The organism is Hymenobacter sp. B81 (assembly GCF_044628455.1).
In the GTDB taxonomy this organism is placed as follows: domain Bacteria; phylum Bacteroidota; class Bacteroidia; order Cytophagales; family Hymenobacteraceae; genus Solirubrum.
Genome location: NZ_JBIYZW010000001.1, coordinates 170,256 through 193,665, shown reverse-complemented (window position 1 = coordinate 193,665; position 23,410 = coordinate 170,256). Strand labels below are relative to the sequence as shown.

Sequence of the window (23,410 nt, the reverse complement as noted above, 5' to 3'; positions counted from 1 at the left end):
GCCCTGGCTTGCCTGAGCGCCCTAAGGTGTACGCCGCCGGGGGCCGGGAGTTCAGCTTGGCCCGCAGCCGGGTCATCAGGTTTCCTCGCATAGTGCTAAAAGCATTTTGCCAGTCATTCCCCAGCTGGGATAGGGAAAGTATAGGGACACTATAGGGACACCATAGCAGCACCGTAGACTCAGATTAGCGGCGGTATATTGACAAAGTACCATCAGCCGCTAAGCACTCCGCTGCTGGTCGGCTTGTTCCGGTTACCCCTGGACGGGGCATTCGGCGGCTTGCTGGGGCTCAGGAGCATAACCTTCGGCCGGGCTTACGGCTTTCTCCCTTGCAGCCGACGCAGCCGGCGGGCCGCAGGGTCCCCGGGTGAGCGGTCGGCGGCGCTTCTGCGTAGTTTCCCGCGAACCTGCTTTTACTTGCCGCCCATGATGCCCGCCGCCACTTCCGCTCTTGCCCCCGCCTCCCGGCCCCCGGCCGCTTCCCGGCGCCAAAGTCGCTACGCCGCCGTGCGCGAGCAAACCGCCGCGCTCTGCCGCCCGCTGCTGCCCGAAGACACCGTGGTGCAGCCCATCATCGACGTGAGCCCGCCCAAGTGGCACCTGGCGCACACCACCTGGTTTTTCGAAACCTTCCTGCTGCAAGAGCACCTGCCCGGCTACCGCGTGTTTCACGAGCAGTACGCCTACCTGTTCAACTCCTACTACAACTCCCTGGGCAGCCGCGTGAACCGCGCCGACCGCGGCACCCTCTCGCGCCCGCCGCTGGCCGACGTGTACCGGTACCGCGCCTACGTCGACGAGCACATGCAGCGGCTGCTGGCCACCGTCGGCGACGACGAGGCGGCGCCCTTCGCCGCGGTGTTTGAGCTGGGTTTGCAGCACGAGCAGCAGCACCAGGAGCTGCTGGTAACCGACATCAAGTACATTCTGAGCACCAACCCGCTGGCCCCGGCCTACTGGACCGACCAGCCCGCCCCGGTGGCCAGCGCTACGGCTGCCCCGGCGGCTACCTGGCTGAGCGTGCCCGGCGGGGTGGGCACCATCGGCTACCAGCCCGCGGCCGGCGACGCGCCCGGCTTCTGCTTCGACAACGAGCTGGCGGCCCACCCGGTATACGTGGCCGACTTCCGCCTGCAAAACCGGCTGGTGACCAACGGCGAGTACCTGGAGTTTGTGCGCGCCGGCGGCTACCGCGACTTTCGGCCCTGGCTGGGCGAGGGCTGGGAGCTGGTGCAAAGCCAGGGCTGGCAGGCGCCGCTGTACTGGGTGGAGCGCGCCGGCGAGTGGCTGCGCTTTACCCACCACGGCCTGCAGCCGCTCGACCTGGCCGCACCCGTGACCCATGTGAGCTTTTACGAGGCCGATGCCTACGCCCACTGGACCGGGGCGCGCCTGCCCACCGAAGCCGAGTGGGAGCTGGCCGCCCGCCGCTTTGCCCCCACCCTCGACCCGGCCCACTTCCTGGAAAGCAACCGCTTCGACCCCGCCCCCCTGCCCGCTGACGCCGCCCCCGGCCGCTGCCACCAGCTGCTGGGCAGCTGCTGGGAGTGGACGTATTCGGCCTACCACCCCTACCCCGGCTTCGACAAGGCCCCGGGGGCGCTGGGCGAGTACAACGGCAAGTTCATGATCAACCAACTGGTGCTGCGCGGGGGCTCCTGCGCCACGCCCGCCAGCCACATTCGCCTCAGCTACCGCAACTTCTTTCACGCCGACAAGCGCTGGCAGTTCACCGGCATCCGGCTGGCTCAGTAGCTGGTTGTTCGTTTTTGGTTGTTGGTTTTTGGGGTCGTGCCTGCGGCCCTGATTTGTCTTTCTGCTTCCCGCTTCTCCCTTTCCTTATGGCCGCTTCCATCACACCGCCTTCTTCCTCCCGCCAGTCAGCTGAAACGCCTCAGCGCCCCACCGACAACCAAAACCCGCACAACGAACAACCACCAACCACCAACCACCAACCAACAACAAACAACGAACTGGCTGCGCACGTGCTGGAGGGGCTGAGCCGGCAGCCGCGGGCGTTGTCGTCGATGTACTTCTACGACGCGGAGGGCAGCCGGCTGTTTCAGCAGATCATGCAGCTGCCGGAGTACTACCCCACGCGCACCGAGTTTGGGCTGCTCACCCGCCACCGCCGGGCCCTGGCGGCGGCCCTGGCCCCGGCCGACGGCGCGCCGTTTCAGCTGCTGGAGCTGGGCGCCGGCGACGGCCTCAAAACCAAGATTCTGCTGCGCGAGCTGCTCACCGTCAGCCCCGGCTTTGCCTACGCCCCGGTGGACATTTCGCCCTCGGCCCTGCAGGGGCTGGCCGAGAGCCTGCGCCAGGAGCTGCCCGCGCTGCGGGTGGAGCCCTTGGTGGGCGAGTACCTGACGGCCCTGGCCGAACTGCGCGACCAGCCCGGCCGCAAGGCGGTGCTGTTTCTGGGTTCCAACATCGGCAACTTCGGCCCGGCCGAGCGCCAGGGCTTCCTGCGCGAGCTGACCCGGCACCTGGGCCCCGACGACCGGCTGTTGGTGGGCTTCGACTTGCGCAAAGACCCGCGCCGGATTCACGCCGCCTACGACGACGCGCAGGGCGTGACGGCGGCTTTCAACCTGAACCTGCTCACCCGCCTCAACCACGAGCTGGGCGCCGACTTCGACCTGGGCCAGTGGCAGCACTTTGCCCAGTACAACCCCCAGGACGGTGCCATGCGCTCCTACCTGGTCAGCCGCCGGGCCCAGACGGTGCAGGTAGCTGCCCTGGGCCGCGCCTTCAGCTTCGAAGCCTGGGAAGCCATTCACACCGAAAGCTCCTTTAAGTTCACCCTGCCCCAGATCGAGGAGCTGGCCGCCGCCGTGGGGCTGCGGGTGCTCGAAGCCTTCACCGACGAGCAGCAGTGGTTTGCCGACGTGCTGTTCTCCGTTGATAGTTGATAGTTGCCAGTTGATAGTTGTCAGGGCTGCCATCAAGCATTCGTCATCCTGAGCAACGCGAAGGACCTTACCACCGCTGAACGACTCGAAACAGCCCGTTCATGCCGAGCAGGTCGTGCATCAAGCGAGGGACCGAGGCATCTCGCCGGATAGTAAACCCAACCTCCACCCGGCCCCGTGCCACCCGCCCGGCGTAGCGACGCGACCCATCGCGTCGCTACGCCGTTGAACGATGACGCCCACGCGGCTCGGACGACGAGACCTTCTACAGCGTGCGAGAATCTGATACTGCTTCGTCTGGCTCCCCTCGCTTCCGGAGCGGGGCCGGGGGTGAGGCCCCGACTGCGCCTTTACCCCGAATAGGGCTCCCGGCAACTTGGCTGCGTACCTTTGCGGCCCCGTTTCCGACTGCATCATGGCCCTTTCCTCGCTTCGACCTCACATTCGTCCTACCCTGCTGCTGGCCTACCCCGTGGTGCTCAGCCAGCTGGGCCACATCCTGGTGAGCGTGTGCGACAGCGTGGTGGTGGGTCAGACCGGCACCGTGCCGCTGGCGGCCGTGTCGCTGGGCGTGAGCGTGACCACGGTGGTGATGATGCTGGGTTTGGGCGTGTCGATGGGCATTACCCCGCTGGTGGCCGCCGCCGACGGCCGCCGCGACACCGTCGCCCTGGGCCAGCTGCTGGTCAACGGCGTGACGATGAGTACGCTGGCCGGTCTGGCCCTGGCCGGCCTGGGCTGGCTGCTGCTGCCCCTGCTGCCCCACATCGACCAGCCCGCCGAGGTGGTGCAGCTGGCTTTGCCCTGGGCGCGGGTGATGTTTCTGTCGCTGATTCCGCTGATGGTGTTTCAGGGCTTTAAGCAGTTTGCCGAAGGGCTGGGCCTCACCCGCCAGGCCATGCAGCTCTCGGTGCTGGCCAACGTGCTCAACGCCGTGCTGTGCTACGGCCTGGTATTCGGGCGCCTGGGCATGCCGGATCTGGGCATGATGGGCGCCGCCTGGGCCACGCTGGTGGCGCGCCTGCTGATGGCCGTACTCATGGCCGCCTACGTGCTGCGCACCCCGCGCCTGGCCCCCTACCGCGCCGCGGCCGGCTCCTGGCTGCGCCTCTCCCCCGCCGTGCTGGGCCGCCTGCTGGGCCTGGGCTTCCCCATTGGGGTGCAGATGATCTTTGAAGTCGGCGCCTTCGCCTTCTCGGCCATCATGGCCGGCTGGCTGGGTGCCACCACCCAGGCCGCGCACCAGATTGCCATCAACGTGGCCTCGGTTACCTACATGGCGGCCAGCGGCATCGGGGCGGCGGCCACCATTCGGGTGGGCAACCTCAGCGGCCTGGGCGACCGGGCCGGGGCGCGCCACGCCGGCTACACGGCCTACCTGCTGACCTTCGCGTTCATGACGGCCATGGGCCTGCTGCTGATTGCCGGGCGCCAGTGGGTACCCCAGTTCTACAACGGTGACCCCGCCGTAGCCTCCCAGGCCGTGGGCCTGCTGCTCATTGCGGCGCTGTTTCAGATTTCCGATGGCTTGCAGGTGGTGGGCCTGGGGGCCTTGCGCGGCTTGCACGACGTGAAGGTGCCCTCGGTGGTGGCCCTGCTCTCGTACTGGGCGGCGGCCCTGCCGCTGGGCTACTTCCTGGGCTTTAAGCTGGGCTGGGGCGCGCCGGGGGTGTGGGTGGGTTTGCTGGTGGGCTTAACTTTGGTGGCCGGCCTGCTGCTCTACCGCTTCGGCCTGCTGAGCGCCACGGCCCGGCAGCCGGTGAACGAACCGGCCGGCGTTCAGCGTTAACCCCGCACGGCGGCCCGGTAAGCCGCCCCTAGTTGTTCTTATGCTCTCGTTGCTGCTGATGTTGCTGCTGGCCCTTGGGGCGCCCCAGCAAGGCCCCGCCAAGCAGGGCCCGACCCCCCCCCCCGCCCCGCCCGCCAAGGCCGAGCCCGAGCTGCTGGTGTGGTCGGCCAAGCGCCCGCTCACCTGGGCTGACTTCAAGGCCCGCCCCGCTTCCGGCGACCCGCTGCACGCCATGACCACGGCCAACATCGGCGCCAAGATCGGCTGCCAGGACTACGTGTTTTCTTCTACGGTACAGGCCACCTTCACGCCCGCCGAGTCGTGGGTGAAGACGCCCCAAACCGCCTCGGCGGCTTTGCTGCGCCACGAGCAGGTGCACTTCGACCTCACCGAAGTGTACGCCCGCCGCATGCGCCAGCGCCTGAAGGCCACCAAGTTCGACTGCGAAAAGCTGCAGCCCGCCTTCAACAACCTGATGAAGCAAACCATCAGCGAATGGCAGCGCGAGCAGCAGCGCTACGACGTGGAAAGCAACCACGGCCTGAACCTGGTGCAGCAGCAGGCCTGGGACCAGAAAGTGCAGCAGCGCCTGCTGGAGTCGCAGGCCTATGCCCTCGACGAGCCGGCGGCCAACTAGCCCCCCGCGGCTTGTTCACGGGCTGCCATACCCCAGCCCGCCGGGCCCTGCTTTGCGCGGCCCGGCGGGCTTTTTCCTGGCCCGCGTACTTTCGGGACCATGAACGACACTCCGCTTTCCTGGACCGAGTTTGAGCGCGTGGACTTGCGCGTGGGCACCATCGTGGACGCCCGGCCGTTTCCGCAGGCGCGCAAGCCGGCCTATCAGCTGCTCATCGACCTGGGCCCCGAGCTGGGCCAGCGCAAGTCCAGCGCCCAGATAACCGACCTCTACACCCCCGACACGCTGCTGGGCCGGCAGGTGCTGTGCGTGGTCAACTTCCCGCCCAAGCAAATCGGCCCCTTCCGCTCGGAGGTGCTGGTGACCGGCGCCCCCGACGAGCAGGGGCGCATTGTGCTGGCCGCCCTGGCCGGGCCCGTGCCCAACGGCAGCCGCCTGGCCTGAAACCGCCGCGGCGGTTGTGCCGCTGAAAGCTGGGGCCGCAGGCTGGGTGGTAGACTATTTGGCCCCGGCCCGGTACTCGCGCTGCTTCAGGCTGTCGAGCACCGTGGTGTAGATTTCCTCCAGGTCCTTGTCGTGGATGCCGTAGTAGTGGTAACTGTCGCGAAACACCTTCTCCTCGACTTTGTGGCGCCAGTACAGGTCGCGGAGCTGCTGGTTGAACAGGGCCTTGGCCGAGTCGGGCGAGAGGTTGCTGGCTTCGACGCGCGACTCGGTCAGGTGCAGGTCGATGAGCACGCGCACCATCTGGTCGCGGGGCAGCAGGCGGGCGGGCGGCACGGGGTCTTCGGGCCGGTCGCACTGACTGAAAAGGACCAGACCAAGCAACAGCAAAAGTGCGGACAGCGGGTTTTTCACGGCGGCAAAGGTAATACCTGCCTGCTCCCCGCCGATTTCGGGCCAGCCCGGGGCCGCCGCCGCGGCGGGCTTCACGGCGGCTGCGTATTTTAGCCCTCCCGATGAGCGCCCCCGTCCCCGAAACCGCCCTGCAACAGCTGATCCGCCGCCTGCGCCAGCTTGAAATCCGCATCCGCAAGGTGGTCGACACCCAGCTGCAGGGCGACTTCCACTCCGTGTTCAAGGGCACCGGCCTGGAGTTCGACGACGTGCGCCTGTACCAGTACGGCGACGAAGTGCGCGCCATCGACTGGGCCGTGTCGGCCAAGGGCCACGGCACCTTCGTGAAAACCTACAAGGAGGAGCGCGAGCAGTCGGTGCTGCTGCTGCTGGACGTGAGCCGCTCGCAGCAGGTGGGCGCGCAGGGCCGCCGCAAGCTCGACGTGGCCCGCGACATCTGCGGCATCCTGGCCTTGTCGGCTGCCCGCCAGGATGCCCAGCTCGGCGTGCTGGCTTTTTCCGACCAGAAGGAGCTGTACCTGCCGCCGGGCAAGGGCATCCGCCACGCCTACGCCCTCATCAAGTCGTTGTTTGAGCTGCAACCCGTCAGCCCTGGCACCAACGTAGCCGCCGGCATCGGGCAGGCCCTGGCCTTGCTCAAGCGCCGCACCCTGGTGCTGCTGCTCTCCGACTTCATCGACGTGGACTTTGAACGGGAACTGACCATGCTGGCCCGCAAGCACGACCTGGTAGTGGTGCAGCTGCTCGACCGCCGCGAGCAGGAGTTTCCGCCCCTGGGCATTGTGCCGCTGCGCGATCAGGAAACCGGGCGCACGGTGTGGGTCAACACCTCTTCGCCGGCCTGGCGGGCGCGCTACCGCCTCACCTACGAGCAGAACCGGGAGCGGATCGGCCACATCTGCCGCCGCCACCAGACCGCCTTCCTGCCCATCTCCACCGACTCGGACTATGTGCCCCAGCTGGTGAATTTGTTTCGCTTGCGCAACCGCCGCGGCCCCGCCCCGCGCCCCTCTGCCTGATGCCCCGCGCCACCCACCTGCTCGTCGGCCTCGGCCTGCTCGGGGTGCTGACCGCCCGGGGTAGCCAGGCCGCGCCCGCCCCGCCCGACACCCTGCCCCAGGGCCGGTTTCTGCGCCCGGCGGCGCGCGTGGGCGAGCTGGTGGAGTACGAGCTTACGTTTCGCCACGCGCCGGCCCTGAACGTGGTATTTCCCGACTCCACGGCCGACTTCGCCCCCTTCGAGTACGTGGCCCGGCGCTACTGGCCCACCGTCACCCGCCAGGGCCGCAGCCTCGACCGCTGCCGCTACACCCTGCGCACCTTCGCCCTCGACTCGGCCCAGCCCCTGAGCCTGCCCGTGACCATCCTGAGCGGGCGCGACACCCTGCGGCTGCGGCCCCTGCCGGCCACCCTGCGGCTGCGTTTCACGGCGCCGGCGCTGGCCCCCGGCCAGGAGCTGCCCCCGCTGCGCCAGAACACCGCCGCGCGGCCGGTGGCTACGCGCTTCAACTACCCCTACTGGCTGGCGGCGCTGGCCGGGCTGCTGGTGCTGGCCGCCATCGTGTGGTGGAGCTTCGGGCGGCGCCTGCGCCAGCGCTACCAGGGCTACAAGCTGCGCCGCAACCACCTCTACTTTCTGGCCCAGTACGCCCGCCACCTCGAGCGGTTCCAGCTCAGCCGCTCGCTGGCCAACATGGAGCGCGCCATCACGCTCTGGAAAAACTACCTCACCCGCCTCGAAGAAAACGCCCTGAACACGCTTACGACCAAGGAAATCGTGGCCCTCTACAACTACGACCCCGACGTGCGCACGGCCCTGCAGCTCTCCGACCGCGTCATCTACGGCAACCAGCACCCCGACGAGATGGGCCCCGAAACCGACGAGGCCCTGGAGCTGCTGCGCCGCTTTGCTGACCGCCGCTTTGCCCGCGCCGCCGAGGCCTTTCCCCAGCGCCCCCCGGCCTAGGCGCGCTTGCGTACCTTTAGCCGCTTTTACGGTAAGCCGCCCGCATGCAGCAGCTTTGGCATTCCTTTCTCGCGCCCCTCCTCGACGGCCTGCGCTACTCCACGCTGGCGGGCTACGCGTGGGCCCACCCGCGCCTGCTGCTGCTGCTGCCGGTGGTGCCCCTGCTGTTCCTGCTGCGCGAGCTACTGGCCCAGCGCCGCCCCCGCCTCGAAGTAGCCTTCGTACACGGGCAGGTGCGCGGCCACTGGAGCGCCGGGCTGCGCTTCGTGCCCGACTTAGTGCTGGCCTTGAGCTTGGCCTTCGGCATTGTGGCCCTGGCCCGGCCCCAGCGCACCGATGAGCGCATCGAGCAAACCGGGCGCGGCATCGACATCGTGTTGGCCGTCGACGTGTCGGCCTCCATGGAGCTGGGCGACCTGCAGCCCAACCGCCTCGAAGCCGCCAAGCGCGTGGCCCGGGCCTTCGTGCGCGGCCGCCGCGGCGACCGGATCGGACTGGTGGTGTTTGCCGGCGAAGCCTACTCGGTGCTGCCCCCCACCACCGACTACGAGCTGCTGGACGAGGAGCTGGGCCGCCTGCGCCTGGGCATGGTGCCCGCCGACGGCACGGCCATCGGCACGGCCCTGGGCGTGGTCACCAACCGCCTGCGCGACTCGCCCGGCCGCTCGCGGGTGGGCATCCTGCTCTCCGACGGCGAAAACACGGCCGGCAGCATCGACCCGCTCACGGCCGCCCAGCTGGCCCACGCTTTTGGGCTGAAGCTCTACACCATCGGGCTGGGTCGCGACGGCACCGTGCCCTACGGCCGCGACGAGCTGGGCCGCCCGCGCTACGTGGAAACCCGCCTCGACGAAAGCACCATGCGCCAGATTGCCGCCGCCGGCGAGGGCCGTTTCTTCCGCGCCACCGACGAGCGGGCCCTGCAAAGCGTGTTTGCCCGCATCGATGGCCTGGAGAAAACCGAAATCCGCCTCACCCGCTACCGCAACACCCACGACTACTACCGCTACTACCTGTACTGGGCCCTGGGCCTGTGGCTGCTGTGGCTGGCCCTGAAAAACACCTTCCTCACCAACGCCCTCGAAGACTAGCGCCGGGGTTGCTTTCGGGCTCGTACGGCCCCGTAGCTAAGAGGCCGCCACCAGGGCGCTGGATTGCATTTTCCCAACTATTGCCTTCGGGCTCCTTTCGGAGTGGGTTCGTTCCGCCTTCGCTCAAACTGCCCCGTGCGCCCTTAAGCCGAATAGCACAAAACCGCGAAGCGCGCCGCTGGCTACGGGCCGGTAACCAGCGGCTTGCCCACCCCGCCCACCAGTCGTGCTGAATGCTGAGCGCCGTGGGCTACTTTTGCCCCATGTCCATTGCCCAGTCCATTGCGCATTTCCAGCGGGAGCTGGCCGGCACCGCCGCTCGCCTGGTCGCCGTATCGAAAATCCACCCGCCCGAGCGCATTCAGGAAGCCTACGACGCCGGGCAGCGCCTGTTCGGGGAAAACCGCGTGCAGGAGCTGCTCAGCAAGCACCCCGCCCTGCCCGCCGACATCGAGTGGCACCTGATCGGGCACCTGCAAACCAACAAGGTCAAGCAGATTGCCGGCTTCGTGCACACCATTCAGAGCGTCGATAGCCTGCGCCTGCTCCAGGAAATCGACAAGCACGCCGCCCGTCACCAGCGCCGCATCCGGGTGCTGCTGCAGTTTCACATTGCCCGGGAAGACACCAAGTTCGGCCTCTCGCTGCCCGAAGCCGAGGAGCTGCTGCGCGAGGCCGGCCCGCTCGAGCACGTGCAGGTGGCCGGCGTGATGGGCATTGCCACCAACACCGACGACCAGGCCCAGCTGCGCCGCGAGTTCACGGCCCTGCGCACTTACTTCGAGCACCTGCGCCAGCACTTCTTCGCCCACGACGAGAACTTCCGGGAAATATCCATGGGCATGAGCGGCGACTACCGCCTGGCCCTGGCCGAAGGCAGCACCCTCATCCGCGTGGGCAGCGCCATCTTCGGCAGCCGACCGGCTTAGTGCTTGGCAACGACCGGCGGGGCCAAGGGTTCGTGCTTTCCCCTGCGCCTGCGGGGTGCATACGCGAACGGAGCCGCGGGTCGGCGTAGTCAACGTTCGCGCTACAACAGCTACTCCCTACTTCACCCTTTCACCACCTCACCCATGACCGCCCGTCTTATCCTGCTGCTGGCCGCCGTCTTCGGGGCCCTCGGCGTTTCGCTCGGGGCCTTCGGGGCCCACGCCCTGCGCGCCCACCTCGAAGCCGCCGGCCGCCTCGACACCTTTGAAACCGCCGTGCGCTACCAGTTCTACCACACCCTGGCCTTGCTGGCCGTGGGCGTGCTCTACCTGCTGCGCCCCGAGCTGCCCCACCTGGGCACCATCGGCTGGCTCTGGACGGGCGGCATCCTCGTCTTCAGCGGCTCGCTGTACCTGCTGTGCTTTACGGGCCTGCGCTGGCTGGGGGCCGTTACGCCCATCGGTGGGGTGCTGCTCATCATTGGCTGGGTGCTGCTGGCCGTGGCGGTTATGCGCATGCCCTAGCGCCGGCCCGCGGTGCCGAACGCACGAAGGCCCGGCTGGACGATTCCAGCCGGGCCTTCGTATGGGTGGGCCGTGCAGCGGGGCTTACGACTTCTTGCTCTTGGCTTTGGCTTTCACCTCGCCTTCCTTGGCTTTCATTTTCACCTCGGTGGTTTTTACCTCGGCCGTGGGAGCGGCGGCCGGGTCGAGCACTTCGCCAATCATGGCAATGGAGGTGTTGCCGCCGGCGGCGTTCGACTCAATGGTCAGCACCTTGTTCTGCATGCCCATTTTGCCGGCCGAGTTGAATTTGGCGGTAATGGTGCCGGTTTTGCCGGGCATCACCGGGTCGCGGGTCCAGTCGGGGGTGGTGCAGCCGCAGGTGGTGCCGATGTTGGAGATGACCAGCGGCGCGGTGCCGGTGTTCTTGAACTTGAACACGTGCTCGGCCACGTCGCCCTGCTTGATCTTGCCGAAATCGTGCTTCAGCTCGGTGAAGGTGATTTGCGGGCCATTTACCTTTTCCTTGGCATTGGCCGGCTGCACGGCAGCCGTTTGGGCCTGGGCGGCAAAGCCAGCCAGCGTGAGCGACAGCGCCAGGACGAGTGCTTTTTTCATGATGGGTGCGGAATTAGGGACGTTGAGGGTCAGCAAATTTAAGGTTTTTGCGATGCTAGCCAAGAATCGGACCAGCCCACGGAAGGTTGTCCGCCGAAGGTCGGCCACTGCTCAGAAAATGCGCCGCAGCCGCGACTGGCGGGGCTTGCGCCCGGCGCGCGGCGGCGGGGGACACTGCTCGTAGGCCCGCCGGTCCTGCCGCGACATGGGCGGGGCCAGCGCGGCGGCCGGCGGCGGGGCGCTGCGCAGCGAACGGGGCACGGCGGGGGCGGCTTTTGGTCCCCGGGGCCGGGCGCGCAGCTGCGCCTGCGCGGGCAGGCTGCTCAAACTCAGCAGCAACAGGAAGAGGTAGCAAGGCAACATGTGGTTGGACGGCATCAGCCGCAGAACACCGCCGCGGGCTTAATCATTCACCGGCTCGCCGTCGACCAGCTTGGCGTTGAAGTTGAGCAGGAACAGCTTCTCGGAGGCGCGGGTAATGGCCGTATAAAGCCAGCGGGTGAACTCGGCGTTGATCATGTCCTCCTTCAGGAAGCCGTGGTCGACGAAGACGGCGGGCCACTGGCCGCCCTGGGCTTTGTGGCAGGTGAGGGCATAGGCAAACTTCACCTGCAGGGCGTTCAGGAAGGGGTCCTGGCGCAGGGCCTGGGCCTTTTCTTTCTTGGTAGGCAGATGCGAGTAGTCTTCCGACACGGCTTCGTAGAGGGCCTTGTTGCGGTCGGCGGGAAAGGCGGGGCTTTCGGTGTGCAGGGTGTCGAGCAGCAGGCGGGCCTCCAGCTCGGGCTCGTCGGGGTAGTCTACCAGGCGCAGGCGGGCGTCGGCGAAGCGGCAGCCGAACTCCTCGATGCGGCGGATGATCTTGGTGACTTCCACGAAGTCGCCGTTGGCCAGGAAGCCGGCTTCGGACTCGGGCGGCAGCCAGGTGTAGTTGTTGCGCACGATCATGAGGTAGTCGCCGGCCTCAATCTCGTCCTCGGCCTCGAAGATGACGCGCCGGATGAGCTGGTTGTACTGGTTGGCGTTCTTGTTGGAGCGGCAGATGATGGTGGTGTTTTCGTGGCCGAAGTGCTTGTAGGCCCAGCGCAGGCCGTCTTCGAGCTTGTCGCCGCCCATCTTGTAGATGTCGGGGTAGCCGCGGGTGACGAACTGAATGCTGGGCTGCTCGGCGGGGCTGGCGGGGGCGTCGGCATTGGGCAGGCGCACCTGCTCGCGCAGGGCGGTGGCGTTCATCAGGATGCCCGAGGCCTCGGCCTGGCGCATGACCTGGCGCAGCTCGGCGTCGTCGACGCGGCAGCGGTAGGAGCCGGCCAGCACGCCCGCGTCGAGGGCGGGACTCAGGCTCTGGCCCACGGGCGGCAGCTGGGCGGTGTCGCCCACGAGCAGCAGGCGGTTGGTGGTTTTCTCGAACACGTAGCCGAGCAGGTCGTCGAGCAGGGCGCTTTCACCAAAGGATTTCTCGTTGGAAATCATGGAGGCCTCGTCGACGATGAACAGGGTTTCGCCGGCGCGGTTGGGCTGGCGGGTGAAGGCCATGTTGCTCTCGGAGCCGCCCGACTTGCGGTAGATGCGCTTGTGAATGGTGCTGGCCGGCACGCCCGCGTACTGGCTCATCACCTTGGCGGCGCGGCCTGTGGGGGCCATCAGCACGTACTTGCGGCCCATTTTGTCGAGCCAGCGCACCAGGGCGCTGACGACGGTGGTTTTGCCGGTACCGGCGTAGCCGCGCAGCAGAAACACCTTGCGCCCCGGCAACTGGTCGCGCAGAAAGCCGTCGAGCTGCCCGAACAGGGTGGACTGGTCTTCGGTGGGGTCGAAGGGAAAGTAGTTGCGGACTGACGGGATTCTGGTCGTTATCATTCGGGGCGCTGGAGTCAGCTATTGAAACAGCAAATTAGGCAGGGGCATTCGATGCCGGGCCAACATATTTCGCCCACAGGCGGAACCCCTGCCGCAGCACGCGGCGCAGGGTGTTGCGCTCCTCCTTGCGCCAACGGTTGACTTGCTGAGCTCTATCAGGCCGGAGGCGCCAAGGCCCTGAATTATCGTACAGTTTGTAGAATACGCGGTTGCAAACCGGCCCTCCACGATTGCCAAGAAACGTTGCCTTGGCACCACTAGCCAGCCCCTCGAATATAAACCAAGACAGTAGGCAAGCTTTGTAGGGCACCTGTTTAGCAGAATTACCCAGCCATTCTACCACTTGATCCAAATTCAGCAGTTCCGGCATATGGGTTATCAGCCGTGCGCCTATGGAATCGGTTAGCGCAGTTAGCTCGGCCAAGCTACGGAAGCTCGGTACCCGTCCGGCAGCATCGGCCCATAGGGCTTCACTTTCGGGGGTTTCTATCCACAACATGAAGTGTTCTTGCTGCCCCAGTTGTACCCAGACGATGCGGTATTTCCACTCTGAGGGCTGCACAGGGTTCATCTACTAGGCAGGTTTGATTACGAGCGTGAGGGCGTGGATATCAGCGGGCTTGCGGCGGGGACTTTCCTTAATCGAACACGGTGGGGTCGACAGCGGCTGTTATCTGCTGGACCAACGTTTTTTCGGTCGGCGAGAGTCCCAGTTGGGTGGCTCTTTGCGTCGATTCACGCCGAAATTCGGCCAGGTCTTGGGCCCGGGTTTCCGCATCGATGAAGCCGGCTCCCAATTCGCTGATAATGGCCTGCCTCAGGCAGCTGGTAGGGTGTTGGTGGAGGTACCGGATGAGCAGCGGCAGGTTTTGCTCCCACAGCAGCTCGCAGGCAGCGCCGACTTCCTCGGATTCCTCCCCGTCGCTGCGGCAGGCCAGGGCTTCGAGGGCGGCCAGGGAATCGGGCGAGGCTGCGCGAAGGATGTGGGCAGCCAGCTGCTGCGGCCGCGAGACACTAGCCACGGGGCGGGAGTCGCGGGCGGGCTGAGGTTTCCTGGTGGGCGTTTGAGCGGCAGGGGTATCGGGCGCGCCGCAGCCACTGAAGGCCAGGGTGCTGAGCACGGCCAGCAGGCTGAGAAGGTGGTTTGGCGCGGGGCGGGGCATGGTTCAGGGAGTAGGTTCGATGACGGCCATGGTGGCGGTGGCCTTCGCAATCAACAACCCTTCTGCGGGGTTCTGGCCGCCGAAGCAGCGGACTTCGGCTTCGCAGAAGTGCAGGCGGCGGCCGGCTTTGAGCACCCAGCCGGTGGCCACGAGCCGCTCGCCGATGCCGGGGTGCAGGTAGCTGGTTTTGAGCTCGACGGTGACCATGCCGTGGTCGTCGGGCACGAGGGTGACGGCGGCGAAGCCGGCCACCAGGTCGGCCATGGTGGCCACGAGGCCGCCGTGGGCAAAGCCGCGCTGCTGCTGGTGGCGTTGCTCGAGGGCCAGCTCGGCCTGTACGCGGCCGGGCTCGATGCGGGTGAGGTCGGCACCGATGAGGTGCATGAAGTGCTGGCGCTGCAGCTTGCGGCGGATGCGACCGGTGAGGTCGGCGGCGGATTCGGAAGCGGGGACGGAGGACATTGGGGCAAAGGTACCCCGCCGGGGCGGGCCGCCCTACGGCCGGGGCGGGCAACGGGCGTTGGGCAGCTGGCGAAAAGTGTTTTGCGCTGCCCGAATGGTGTTTCGTCGCTGACGAAGGGTGTTCTGCGGCTGCCGAATGGTGTTTCGCTCCAGCCAAAGGGTGTTTCGTGGCTGCCAAGGGGTGTTTTGCGACAGTCGAAAGGTGTTTCGTAACCGCGGAAGGGTGTTTTGCGACAGTTGAAGGGTGTTATGCAATAGCCGAATCGTGTTTTGCCATAGCGAAAGGGTGTTTTGTTCGGCTAGCCAGGGATTTATCCAGTTGATGCGTGATTTATCCTATTGATGGGGCTGGATAACGCTGGAAGATCGACTCGCGGGCGTTGTCGGGTGGGTGAAGTGGTACTACTACTTTGAGTGGTAGTACCGCTATCAGCGCATGCCATTCCGCACCCACACGACCCAGTAGCAGCTTGAACTCAAACTACTACTGCCGGTGGGCCTCGGTGAGGGGCGGCGGAGTACTGGCGGCTGTTCACCCCGCCGGGCAGGGCTGCGTATGCTACCTTGGGCGGGGGCTTTTTCTTCTGTACAACCATGAATCCTTCTGACTACCTGCTGGCGGGGGCCCTGGGGCTGGCGCTGGCGGCCTGCGCGGGCTTCCGCATTTTTGTGCCGCTGCTGGCCACCGGCCTGGCCTACCGCACGGGCTTTATGACGCCCTCAGCCGACTTTGCTTGGCTGGGCAGCTGGCCGGCGCTGGCGGTGCTGGCCACGGCCACGCTGGCCGAAATGCTGGCCTACTACTTTCCGGTGGTCGACAACCTGCTGGACACGCTCACCACCCCGGCCTCGTTTGTGGCGGGCACGCTGCTGATGACTTCGGCCCTGCCCGAGCTGAATCCGCTGCTGCGCTGGGGGCTGGGCGTGCTGGTGGGCGGCGGCACGGCGGGCGTGATTCAGTCGGGCACGGCGCTGCTGCGGGCGGGCTCGACGGCCACGACCGGGGGGCTGGGCAACCCGGTGCTGGCCACCGTGGAAAACCTGCTGGCCCTGGTGGGCGCGGTGCTGGGCTTGCTAGCACCGCTGCTGATGGCCGGGCTGGCCATTGGGTTGGTAGTGTGGGTGCTGAGCCGGCTGCGCCGCTGGCGGCAGCGCCGTCCCGTGCCCGAGGCGGGCGGGCTACGCTGAGCGCGGCCGCCCGACAATCCGGGACATACGTGCTAGGTTTGCCGGCGCGTTTAAGGGGCCCCGGCCTCCACCCGACGCCCCCTGCTCCTACCCTTCGCTTAGCACCACGCACCTTTTGGCTACTTCCCCTCCTTCTTCCTCCCCCGATTCGTTGCTGGCGGCCTACGCCGAGCGGGCCCGCGTGCGCGTGTGCGGCCTGCTGGTGCACGAGGGCGCGCTGCTGCTGACCGCCCACCGGGGCTTGCTGCCCGCGCCGCAGCAGTTCTGGTCGCCACCCGGCGGGGGCTGGCACTTCGGCGAGACGCTGCGCGAGGGCGTGGAACGCGAGTTTCGGGAGGAAACCGGGCTGGCGGTGCGGGCCGGGCGCTTCCTGCACCTGCACGAGTACCACGACGCGCGCCTGCAGGCTCTGGAGCTGTTTTTTGAGGTGCTGCCCCTCGACGCAGCGGCCGTGCCCCGGCTGGGCCATGACCCCGAGCACGGCCCCGGCGAGCAGCTGCTCACGGAGCTGGCCTGGCGCACCCCGCGCGAGCTGGTGGGGCTGCCGCCCCAGCAGGTACACCCCATTCTGCGCGACCTGATCAGCACCGACGACGCCTACATTCCGCAGCTGCGCCTGCGCTGAGCCGCGGCGGTTGCGGCCCCTCGTCGTACCTTTAGCGGCTCTTTCGCTGCCCACTTTCCCGCGCTGCCCGTGACTCCTGCTGCTTCCGTTGCTGCTTCTTCCGCCCCTGCCCCGGCCCTGCTGCGCCTGCGCGACGAGACCTTCGACGCCGAGCAGCTGGCGGGCTACAACCTGTACGTGACGGCCGGCGCGGCCGGCCTGCGCCTGGGCGTGGCCGACGTGCGCCGCAACAAGTTTGTGCTGCTGGAAGACTACGCGCCCCAGCCGGCTACCTCGCTGGCCGGGCAGGTGCAGCAGCTGGCCGCCCACCACGATTTGCTGGGCCGGGCGGGCTGGAACCGGGTGCGGCTGGCCGTGCAGAACCGCCACTTCACTTTGCTGCCGGCCCCGCTGTTCCGCGACGGCGACGAAGCCCGCTACCTGGAGCTGCACCATGCCCTAGACCCCAGGCACGAGGTGGTGCGCCGCTTTCGGCACCCCGGCCAGGAGATGGTGAGCGTGTTTGCGGCCGAGAAGTCGCTGGTCGACTGGTTTGAGCGCACCTACCCGGGCCAGAAGCTGCTGCACCAAACCAGCGCGCTGCTGGAAGGAGCCGCCCACCAGAGCGAGCGGCAGGGTGCCCGGCGCCTGTATTTGAGCGTGGGGCCGCAGGAGCTGAGCATTGTGGTGGTGCGCGACAAGCGCCCGGAGTTCTGCAACGTTTTCGCCTTCAGCACGCCCGAAGACTTTATTTACTACACCATTCTGGTGATGCAGGAGCTGGGCCTGAACCCCGACGACGACCACGTAACGGTGTGGGGCGACGTGCTGCACGACTCGGCCTTGTTCAGCGTGCTGCGCAAGTACATCCGCCACGTGCGCTTCGGCAACCGCCCCTACGACCTGGGCTACAGCTACCGCCTCAACGACGTGTTTGAGTACCGCTACTTCGAGCTCTACAGCCTTCACCTTTGTGAGTAATTAATAATTATGAATTCATAATTATTAATTGACGCTATGAAAGACAATGTTATTCAAACCAAGTCGTATGCTTTTGCTTCGCGGGTGGTGAAAGCCTATAAGTTTCTTGTAACCGAGCAGCGGGAGTTTGTGCTATCGAAACAGTTGCTGCGGAGCGGCACGTCGGTTGGGGCGAATGTAGAAGAAGCCATTGCGGCAGTCTCGCGTCCGGGCTTCATCAGCAAGCTGACCATAGCGGCCAAGGAAACGCGCGAAACCAATTACTGGCTGCGCTTGCTGCACGACAATGAGTATTTGCCTACACCCATCTTTGATTCGTTGTTTGCGGATGTTGAGGAGTTAGGCAAGATCATCACCAGTATTCTGGTAACGACCAAGACCCACCATAATTCATAATTATCAATTATGAATTATTAATTATGAACTGAGATGCGCATTGCCCTCTTTCCCGGCTCTTTCGACCCTTTCACCAACGGGCACCTCGACGTGGTGCTGCGCGGCACGGCTTTGTTCGACCGCATCATCGTGGCCATCGGCAACAACAGCAGCAAGACGCGCTACCTGCCGGTGGAGCAGATGACGGGCATCATTGAGGAGGTGTTTCGCGACGAGCCGCGGGTGTCGGTGCAATCCTACAAGGGCCTCACGGCCGACTTCGCCCGCGAAACCGGAGCGCGCTTTCTGCTGCGCGGGCTGCGCAACACCACCGACTTCGAGTACGAAAATACCATCGCGCAGGCCAACCGCCACGTCAATCCCGAGCTGGAAACGGTATTTCTCATTACCTCCCCGCCGCTGGCGGCCATCAGCAGCACCATCATCCGCGAAATTCACCGCTTCGGCGGCAACGTCGACGACTTTGTGCCCTTCAAAATGCCGCCGATTAATTACTAATTATGAATTCATAATTAGTAATTAATCATCCATAGGCTTTCTGCTTCTGGGTGCAATTTTTGCCAGCTTGTCGACATTTCGACAATGACTTCTTAGCACCAAAAAGTCACCATATGATTAATTACTAATTATGAATTAGTAATTAATCATTACTTCCGGGCTACCACGCGCACGCCGGTGATTTTGCTGGGCTGGGTAGGGTTTTCAACCGGCAGCACCACGTAGTCGGGGCTCACGAGGCTGAGGTTGCCGCGGCGCATCAGCTCGTCCTCGTTGGTGCCTACCAGCACCAGGTCGCGCACTTTGCGGGTGCGGGCGTTGAAGGTTACTACGATAGTCGAGCCGCTGTACTCGAAGGTGTTAATCCACCCTTCGCCTTTGGTGGCACGCATCTGGGCGGCGGAGGGCTCGGCTCCCACGGTGCTCTGGGTGGTTTCGGTGGGCGACCCGAGCACCCGGCGAATCTGGTCGATGTTGCGCCCGACCAAGGCGGGCATGTCTACTTTCACCGAACTAGCCAGGCCCGATTCGCCACTGGGAGCCGGTTTTTCATTGACCGGGGTAGAGCGGGTACAGGAGGCGGCGGTGCAGAGCACCAGCACGACGGGCAGCAGCAGGGCAGGGTGAAGAAGGCGCATGAAGGAAAACAAAATGACGGTGGAGCGCCGGGGCAGTGTTAGTTGGCGGGGGCCTTGCCAGCTACTTCGCTCAGGTAGTGGCGCACTACCAGGGCAATGGATGCGTAAGACTCGTCGAGGCACTGAAGGGCTTCCTGGGGCTTCATCCAGCGGGCTTCTTCGATGTACTCCTCGGCCTGGGGCTTCATGAGCGAATCGTCGAGGCACTGCATCACGTACCAGTTCGTTTTTTTCAGGATTTTGTTGCCGTTGTAGGCGTAGGAGTGCCAGGTGCTGGGCAGCTTGTCGAGCAGGCCCACCTTGATGTTGCACTCCTCCTCCACCTCGCGCAGGGCGCCTTCGGCCGGGTCCTCGTCTTTCTTGAGCTTGCCCTTGGGCAAATCCCACTTGCCCAGGCGGAAAATCATCAGCACCAGCCCGTCCTTGATGACCAGGCCGCCGGCGGCCTTGGCGATTTTGAACTGGTCTTTCAGGTGCAGAATCAGCGCCGACTTCTTGCGGGCCAACAGGGTGAGCGAAGTCAGCTTTTTGAGCTTCTTCACTTCCATCAGGCGCAGCAGCCGGTCGAGAAAGACGGGCGTCACGTCGCGCACCAGCACGTCACCCGTCAGGTCCTTGGACGTAAACTCGTCCTCCGAACCCAGAATCAGGTCGTAGCGGTGCTTGTAGACCTTCTCGGAGGTCTTTTTGATGATGATGGGAATGTCGTTGATGAAGACGTTCATCGCGGCAAGTCGGAAGGGAAAAGAGGCCGGTTGGGCAACTGCAAGGCTGCAAAACACAGCATTAATTTCGGGATAGAAAAGCAATCGGGCCCCGGCCGGGGCCGGTGGTGTGGTAGCCCGTTGAGGCGGCATACGGCTGCGGACAGGAAAGGTAACACTGCGCCGGAAACTTGCCCCTCGCCGTACCTTCGGGTCCGCCTCAACTCCCCCTTTTTGCCCGTCCCCATGCGCATTGGCCTGCTCTCCGACACCCACGGCTACCTCGACGACCGCATCGTGCACCACCTACGCGACTGCGACGAAATCTGGCACGCCGGCGACGTGGGTGCGGAGTCGGTGCTGGACCAGCTGGAGGCCGTGGGGCCCCGGCTGCGGGCCGTGTTCGGCAACATCGACGGCCGCGCGGTGCGCCTGCGCTGCCCCGAAACGCTGGTATTCGACGCGGCCGGGCTCAAGGTGCTCATCACCCACATTGGCGGCTACCCCGGCCGCTACGCCCCACCCGTGCGGCCGCTGCTGCAGCGCGAGCGGCCCGGTTTGTTTATCTGCGGCCACTCGCACATTCTGCGCGCCATGCCCGACCGGCCGCTGGGCCTGCTGCACCTGAACCCTGGCGCGGCGGGCCGCCACGGCTTCCACAAGGTGCGCACGCTGTTGCGCTTCCAAATTGAGCAGGGACAGGTGCAGCAGCTGCAGGCCGTGGAGCTGGGGCCGCGGGTGTAGCCTCCATCAACGGGCACAATTTCCGGAAGCCATAAAAAAACGCCCTCTGCTGCTGCAAAGGGCGTTTTCTGATATTACCAGCCGACCGGCCGGAATGCCGAAGGCTGCTTCCCGGGCAGGAAGCCGCCGCGTTACTTACTCGGCTTTGGCGGCTTCGCTTTTGTTGAAGCTGGCCTTCAGCTCCTCGATGTCCACGTTCTTCAGAACGGGCGTGCGGAGCAGATCTTTGATTTCCTGCACTTTGTTGTTGGCGCGGGCGATGTTTTTGCGGTGCTTACGCTTGAGACGGGTAACAGTCATGACGCGGTCGGTTTGAGTCTATTCAGCAGAATTGAGCGGGCAAAGGTAAAGAAAAATTTAACAGATTTTGCCGCTTGCCGCGTGATTGTTAGCTCGCCCCGCCACTGGTCCGTGCAGCCCCCGGGCCGCCGCGGCCGTAGCTTGGCCGCCGGAACCCGCCGGCGCCCCGCCGAAGCGGCCGTTTCCGGCTGATTTACCGCCTTCACCCTTTGCCCTGCCCGCCATGATTGACCTGCGCTCCGATACCGTAACCCGCCCCACGCCCGCCATGCTCGAGGCCATGTTCCGCGCCCCGGTGGGCGACGACGTGTACGAGGAAGACCCCACTGTGCGCGAGCTGGAACACGAAACTGCCCGCCGCTTCGGCCTCGAGGCCGGTTTGTTCTGCCCCTCGGGGACCATGACCAACCAGATTGCCATCAAAGCCCACACCGAGCCGCTATCGGAGGTTATCTGCGAGCAGACGGCGCACATCTATCTCTGGGAAGTGGGCGGCATTGCGTTTCACTCGGGCGCCTCGGTGGCCCTGCTTCCCGGCAACCGGGGTCGGCTGACGGCCGCGCAGGTGGCCTCGGCCATTCGCAGCGAAAACATTCACTACCCCACCACCCGCCTCGTTTGCCTCGAAAACACCCACAACCGCGGCGGTGGCAGCTGCTACCCGTGGCAGGCGCTGGAAGACATTGCCGAGTTGGCCCGCCGCCACCGCCTGCCTTTGCACCTGGATGGCGCCCGCCTGTTCAACGCCCTGGTGGCTACCGGGCAGCGTAGCGAGGAGTATGGCCGGCTGTTCAGTTCCATTTCCATCTGCCTGAGCAAGGGCCTAGGCGCGCCGGTGGGCTCGGTGCTGCTGGGCAGCCGCGAGTTCATTCGCAAGTGCCAGCGCATTCGCAAGGTGATGGGCGGGGGCTGGCGGCAGGCGGGCTACCTGGCCGCCGCGGGCCTCTACGCGCTCGAGCACCACGTGGAGCGCCTGGCCGACGACCACCGCCGGGCCCAGCAGCTGGCCGCGGCCCTGCAGCAGGCGCCCTACGTCGAAGAAGTGCTGCCCGCCGAAACCAACCTGGTGATTTTCCGGCTGCGCGAGGGACTCACGGAAGAACAATTCCTGGCTCACCTGAGCGAGCAGGGCATCAAAGCCTCGGCATTCGGTCCGCAGATGGTGCGCTTCGTAACCCACCTCGACGTGGACGACGCGGCCATTGAGCGGGTCATTGAGGCCTTGCAAATGCAGCCCCAGTAGCTTTTCGGCCTGCGCTCCGAATTGCCCACGGGGCGCGGGCCCAAGCTTATTCGTCGACTTCGCCCTGCTCGGTGAGGCGGCCGGGAAACAAAATCAGCACCCCCAGAATGGCCGACAGGGCTGAGCCGATGAGTACGGCCAGCTTGGCCAGGTCCACGGCGGCCGGGTCGCTAAACGAGAGCGTGGCAATGAAGATGGACATGGTAAACCCAATGCCCGCCGTAAAGCCCAGGCCCACGAAGCGGCGCCAGCCAATGCCCGTGGGCAGTTGGCCCAGGCGCAGGCGCACCACCACCCAGGTAACGCCCACAATGCCCAGCGGCTTGCCCAGCAGCAGCCCCAGTGCCACGCCCAGAGCCAGCCCCGAGGTGAGCTGCGGCAGCACGCCGGCGGAAAGCACAATGGCCGTGTTGCAGAGCGCGAACAAGGGCAAAATCACGTAGTTGACCGGACTTTGCAAGGTGTGCTCCAGCTCCTCAATGCGCCCGGCCGGCACGGCCAGGGCCAGCAGCACCCCGGCAATGGTGGCATGAATGCCCGACTCGAGCACGCAGAACCACAGCCCCAGGCCCAGCAGCAGATAAATCCACAGGGGCCGCACCCGCAGGCGGTTGAGTACCAGCAAACCCCCAAAGATGCCCGCCGCGCCCAGCAGAAAGCCCAGGTGCAGCCCACCCGAGTAGAAGGCGGCAATGATGAGCACGGCCAGCAAATCGTCGATGATGGCCAGGGCAGTGAGAAATACGCGCAAAGCAAAGGGCACCCGGTCGCCCAGCAACGACAGAATCCCTAGCGAAAAGGCAATGTCGGTGGCGGTGGGAATGGCCCAGCCGTGGGCGGCGGGCGTGCCGCGGGTCAGGGCCAGGTAGATGAGGGCCGGCGCGGCCACGCCGCCCAAAGCCGCCAGGGCCGGTACCATAGCCTGCCGGGGCTCGGCCAGCTCCCCGTAGAGCACCTCACGGCGGATTTCCAGCCCCACCATGAAAAAGAACACCGCCATCAGCCCGTCGTTGACCCAGTGTGCCACCGACTTATCGAGCATTCCGAAGCCAAAGTGCCGCTCCCAGAACGCCAGGTAGCCGGGGCCGGCGGCCGAGTTGCTGAGCGTGAGCGAGACGATGGTGGCCAGAATCAGCAGCACGCCGGCCAGCTGGCCGCGCTCCGAAAGCTCACGAATGGGACTGATGACGCGGCGGAAAGGCATAGGCAAAAGCGGAAAATGAAGCTGGCGGGCCGGGGCCGCCTACGCGGCCGGTCAAAGTTGCGGACTTTTGGATAGAGGCTGCCGCCTAGGAATCAGGTTTTGCCCTGGACCGCTGCAGCGCGAA

Annotated in this window: 28 protein-coding genes; 17 read left to right on the top strand and 11 right to left on the bottom strand. The window is 65.7% G+C overall.

Going from position 1 to position 23,410, the window contains the following annotated elements; genetic code table 11:
* The first annotated feature begins 429 nt into the window (after positions 1 to 429).
* From egtB to ACE191_RS00835, 5 genes are all read left to right on the top strand, one after another.
* Positions 430 to 1,755, top strand: coding sequence for an ergothioneine biosynthesis protein EgtB (gene egtB, locus ACE191_RS00855; protein ID WP_400192287.1), 1,326 nt, complete (start codon positions 430 to 432; stop codon positions 1,753 to 1,755).
* Positions 1,756 to 1,841: 86 nt separating this feature from the next.
* Positions 1,842 to 2,912 carry an L-histidine N(alpha)-methyltransferase gene (gene egtD / locus ACE191_RS00850; protein ID WP_400190284.1) on the top strand — a complete coding sequence of 357 codons (1,071 nt, stop codon included), beginning with the start codon at positions 1,842 to 1,844 and terminating at the stop codon, positions 2,910 to 2,912.
* A gap of 415 nt (positions 2,913 to 3,327) precedes the next feature.
* The gene (locus ACE191_RS00845; RefSeq protein WP_400190283.1) at positions 3,328 to 4,701 is read left to right on the top strand and encodes an MATE family efflux transporter; all 1,374 of its coding nucleotides are present in this window, start codon (positions 3,328 to 3,330) and stop codon (positions 4,699 to 4,701) included.
* 40 nt (positions 4,702 to 4,741) lie between these two features.
* A complete protein-coding gene (locus ACE191_RS00840; RefSeq protein WP_400190282.1) occupies positions 4,742 to 5,338 on the top strand; it encodes a DUF922 domain-containing protein in 597 nt (198 codons plus the stop codon).
* Between the two features lie 99 nt (positions 5,339 to 5,437).
* Positions 5,438 to 5,782 (top strand): tRNA-binding protein, encoded by a 345-nt coding sequence (locus ACE191_RS00835; RefSeq protein WP_400190281.1) that lies wholly within the window; start codon positions 5,438 to 5,440, stop codon positions 5,780 to 5,782.
* Positions 5,783 to 5,836: 54 nt separating this feature from the next.
* On the opposite strand, the gene ACE191_RS00830 is transcribed toward ACE191_RS00835, so the two are convergent.
* On the bottom strand, positions 5,837 to 6,271 hold the full coding sequence (locus ACE191_RS00830) for a DUF4296 domain-containing protein (protein WP_400190280.1): 435 nt from the start codon (positions 6,269 to 6,271) through the stop codon (positions 5,837 to 5,839).
* A 26-nt stretch (positions 6,272 to 6,297) separates the two neighbouring features.
* Between ACE191_RS00830 and ACE191_RS00825 the strand changes: the two genes are divergently transcribed.
* The 5 genes from ACE191_RS00825 to ACE191_RS00805 all read left to right on the top strand — a co-directional run bounded on the left by ACE191_RS00825 (position 6,298) and on the right by ACE191_RS00805 (position 10,707).
* Positions 6,298 to 7,215: a DUF58 domain-containing protein gene (locus ACE191_RS00825; RefSeq protein ID WP_400190279.1), complete on the top strand. Its 918-nt coding sequence runs from the start codon at positions 6,298 to 6,300 to the stop codon at positions 7,213 to 7,215.
* On the top strand, positions 7,215 to 8,162 hold the full coding sequence (locus ACE191_RS00820) for a hypothetical protein (protein ID WP_400190278.1): 948 nt from the start codon (positions 7,215 to 7,217) through the stop codon (positions 8,160 to 8,162). Before ACE191_RS00825 ends, ACE191_RS00820 begins: the two co-directional genes overlap by 1 nt.
* A 44-nt stretch (positions 8,163 to 8,206) precedes the next feature.
* Entirely contained in the window at positions 8,207 to 9,253 is a 1,047-nt protein-coding gene (locus tag ACE191_RS00815) for a VWA domain-containing protein (protein WP_400190277.1), read from the top strand.
* A gap of 263 nt (positions 9,254 to 9,516) precedes the next feature.
* Positions 9,517 to 10,182 (top strand): YggS family pyridoxal phosphate-dependent enzyme, encoded by a 666-nt coding sequence (locus tag ACE191_RS00810; protein WP_400190276.1) that lies wholly within the window; start codon positions 9,517 to 9,519, stop codon positions 10,180 to 10,182.
* A 144-nt stretch (positions 10,183 to 10,326) separates the two neighbouring features.
* Complete coding sequence (locus ACE191_RS00805) at positions 10,327 to 10,707, top strand: DUF423 domain-containing protein (RefSeq protein WP_400190275.1); 381 nt, start codon at positions 10,327 to 10,329, stop codon at positions 10,705 to 10,707.
* 84 nt (positions 10,708 to 10,791) lie between these two features.
* Here ACE191_RS00805 and ACE191_RS00800 read toward each other — a convergent pair whose 3' ends face one another.
* The 6 genes from ACE191_RS00800 to ACE191_RS00775 all read right to left on the bottom strand — a co-directional run bounded on the left by ACE191_RS00800 (position 10,792) and on the right by ACE191_RS00775 (position 14,786).
* A complete protein-coding gene (locus tag ACE191_RS00800; protein ID WP_400190274.1) occupies positions 10,792 to 11,304 on the bottom strand; it encodes a DUF1573 domain-containing protein in 513 nt (170 codons plus the stop codon).
* Between the two features lie 111 nt (positions 11,305 to 11,415).
* Positions 11,416 to 11,667, bottom strand: coding sequence for a hypothetical protein (locus ACE191_RS00795; protein WP_400190273.1), 252 nt, complete (start codon positions 11,665 to 11,667; stop codon positions 11,416 to 11,418).
* 39 nt (positions 11,668 to 11,706) lie between these two features.
* Entirely contained in the window at positions 11,707 to 13,161 is a 1,455-nt protein-coding gene (locus tag ACE191_RS00790) for an ATP-dependent RecD-like DNA helicase (RefSeq protein ID WP_400190272.1), read from the bottom strand.
* A 34-nt stretch (positions 13,162 to 13,195) separates the two neighbouring features.
* On the bottom strand, positions 13,196 to 13,732 hold the full coding sequence (locus ACE191_RS00785; protein ID WP_400190271.1) for a hypothetical protein: 537 nt from the start codon (positions 13,730 to 13,732) through the stop codon (positions 13,196 to 13,198).
* A 67-nt stretch (positions 13,733 to 13,799) separates the two neighbouring features.
* On the bottom strand, positions 13,800 to 14,324 hold the full coding sequence (locus ACE191_RS00780) for a hypothetical protein (RefSeq protein ID WP_400190270.1): 525 nt from the start codon (positions 14,322 to 14,324) through the stop codon (positions 13,800 to 13,802).
* 3 nt (positions 14,325 to 14,327) lie between these two features.
* Positions 14,328 to 14,786: a PaaI family thioesterase gene (locus ACE191_RS00775; protein ID WP_400190269.1), complete on the bottom strand. Its 459-nt coding sequence runs from the start codon at positions 14,784 to 14,786 to the stop codon at positions 14,328 to 14,330.
* Between the two features lie 594 nt (positions 14,787 to 15,380).
* On the opposite strand from ACE191_RS00775, the gene ACE191_RS00770 reads away from it, so the two are divergent.
* The 5 genes from ACE191_RS00770 (at position 15,381) to coaD (ending at position 18,453) form a co-directional block, all read left to right on the top strand.
* Complete coding sequence (locus ACE191_RS00770) at positions 15,381 to 15,974, top strand: DUF4126 domain-containing protein (RefSeq protein WP_400190268.1); 594 nt, start codon at positions 15,381 to 15,383, stop codon at positions 15,972 to 15,974.
* Between the two features lie 115 nt (positions 15,975 to 16,089).
* A complete protein-coding gene (locus ACE191_RS00765) occupies positions 16,090 to 16,599 on the top strand; it encodes an NUDIX domain-containing protein (protein WP_400190267.1) in 510 nt (169 codons plus the stop codon).
* Positions 16,600 to 16,668: 69 nt separating this feature from the next.
* Positions 16,669 to 17,559: a DUF3822 family protein gene (locus ACE191_RS00760; RefSeq protein WP_400190266.1), complete on the top strand. Its 891-nt coding sequence runs from the start codon at positions 16,669 to 16,671 to the stop codon at positions 17,557 to 17,559.
* Between the two features lie 36 nt (positions 17,560 to 17,595).
* Positions 17,596 to 17,955: a four helix bundle protein gene (locus tag ACE191_RS00755; RefSeq protein ID WP_400190265.1), complete on the top strand. Its 360-nt coding sequence runs from the start codon at positions 17,596 to 17,598 to the stop codon at positions 17,953 to 17,955.
* A 33-nt stretch (positions 17,956 to 17,988) separates the two neighbouring features.
* The gene (gene coaD, locus ACE191_RS00750) at positions 17,989 to 18,453 is read left to right on the top strand and encodes a pantetheine-phosphate adenylyltransferase (RefSeq protein ID WP_400190264.1); all 465 of its coding nucleotides are present in this window, start codon (positions 17,989 to 17,991) and stop codon (positions 18,451 to 18,453) included.
* Positions 18,454 to 18,602: 149 nt separating this feature from the next.
* Here coaD and ACE191_RS00745 read toward each other — a convergent pair whose 3' ends face one another.
* Entirely contained in the window at positions 18,603 to 19,091 is a 489-nt protein-coding gene (locus tag ACE191_RS00745; RefSeq protein WP_400190263.1) for a hypothetical protein, read from the bottom strand.
* Positions 19,092 to 19,129: 38 nt separating this feature from the next.
* On the bottom strand, positions 19,130 to 19,816 hold the full coding sequence (locus tag ACE191_RS00740; protein WP_400190262.1) for an NUDIX hydrolase: 687 nt from the start codon (positions 19,814 to 19,816) through the stop codon (positions 19,130 to 19,132).
* A gap of 225 nt (positions 19,817 to 20,041) precedes the next feature.
* Here ACE191_RS00740 and ACE191_RS00735 point away from each other — a divergent pair, with 225 nt between their 5' ends.
* Positions 20,042 to 20,539, top strand: a complete 498-nt coding sequence (locus ACE191_RS00735; RefSeq protein ID WP_400190261.1) for a metallophosphoesterase family protein — start codon at positions 20,042 to 20,044, stop codon at positions 20,537 to 20,539.
* 135 nt (positions 20,540 to 20,674) lie between these two features.
* On the opposite strand, the gene ACE191_RS00730 is transcribed toward ACE191_RS00735, so the two are convergent.
* Complete coding sequence (locus ACE191_RS00730; protein ID WP_400190260.1) at positions 20,675 to 20,839, bottom strand: hypothetical protein; 165 nt, start codon at positions 20,837 to 20,839, stop codon at positions 20,675 to 20,677.
* Between the two features lie 223 nt (positions 20,840 to 21,062).
* On the opposite strand from ACE191_RS00730, the gene ltaE reads away from it, so the two are divergent.
* Complete coding sequence (ltaE, locus tag ACE191_RS00725; RefSeq protein ID WP_400190259.1) at positions 21,063 to 22,082, top strand: low-specificity L-threonine aldolase; 1,020 nt, start codon at positions 21,063 to 21,065, stop codon at positions 22,080 to 22,082.
* Positions 22,083 to 22,128: 46 nt separating this feature from the next.
* On the opposite strand, the gene nhaA is transcribed toward ltaE, so the two are convergent.
* Positions 22,129 to 23,286: a Na+/H+ antiporter NhaA gene (nhaA, locus tag ACE191_RS00720; RefSeq protein WP_400190258.1), complete on the bottom strand. Its 1,158-nt coding sequence runs from the start codon at positions 23,284 to 23,286 to the stop codon at positions 22,129 to 22,131.
* Between the last annotated feature and the right edge of the window lie 124 nt (positions 23,287 to 23,410).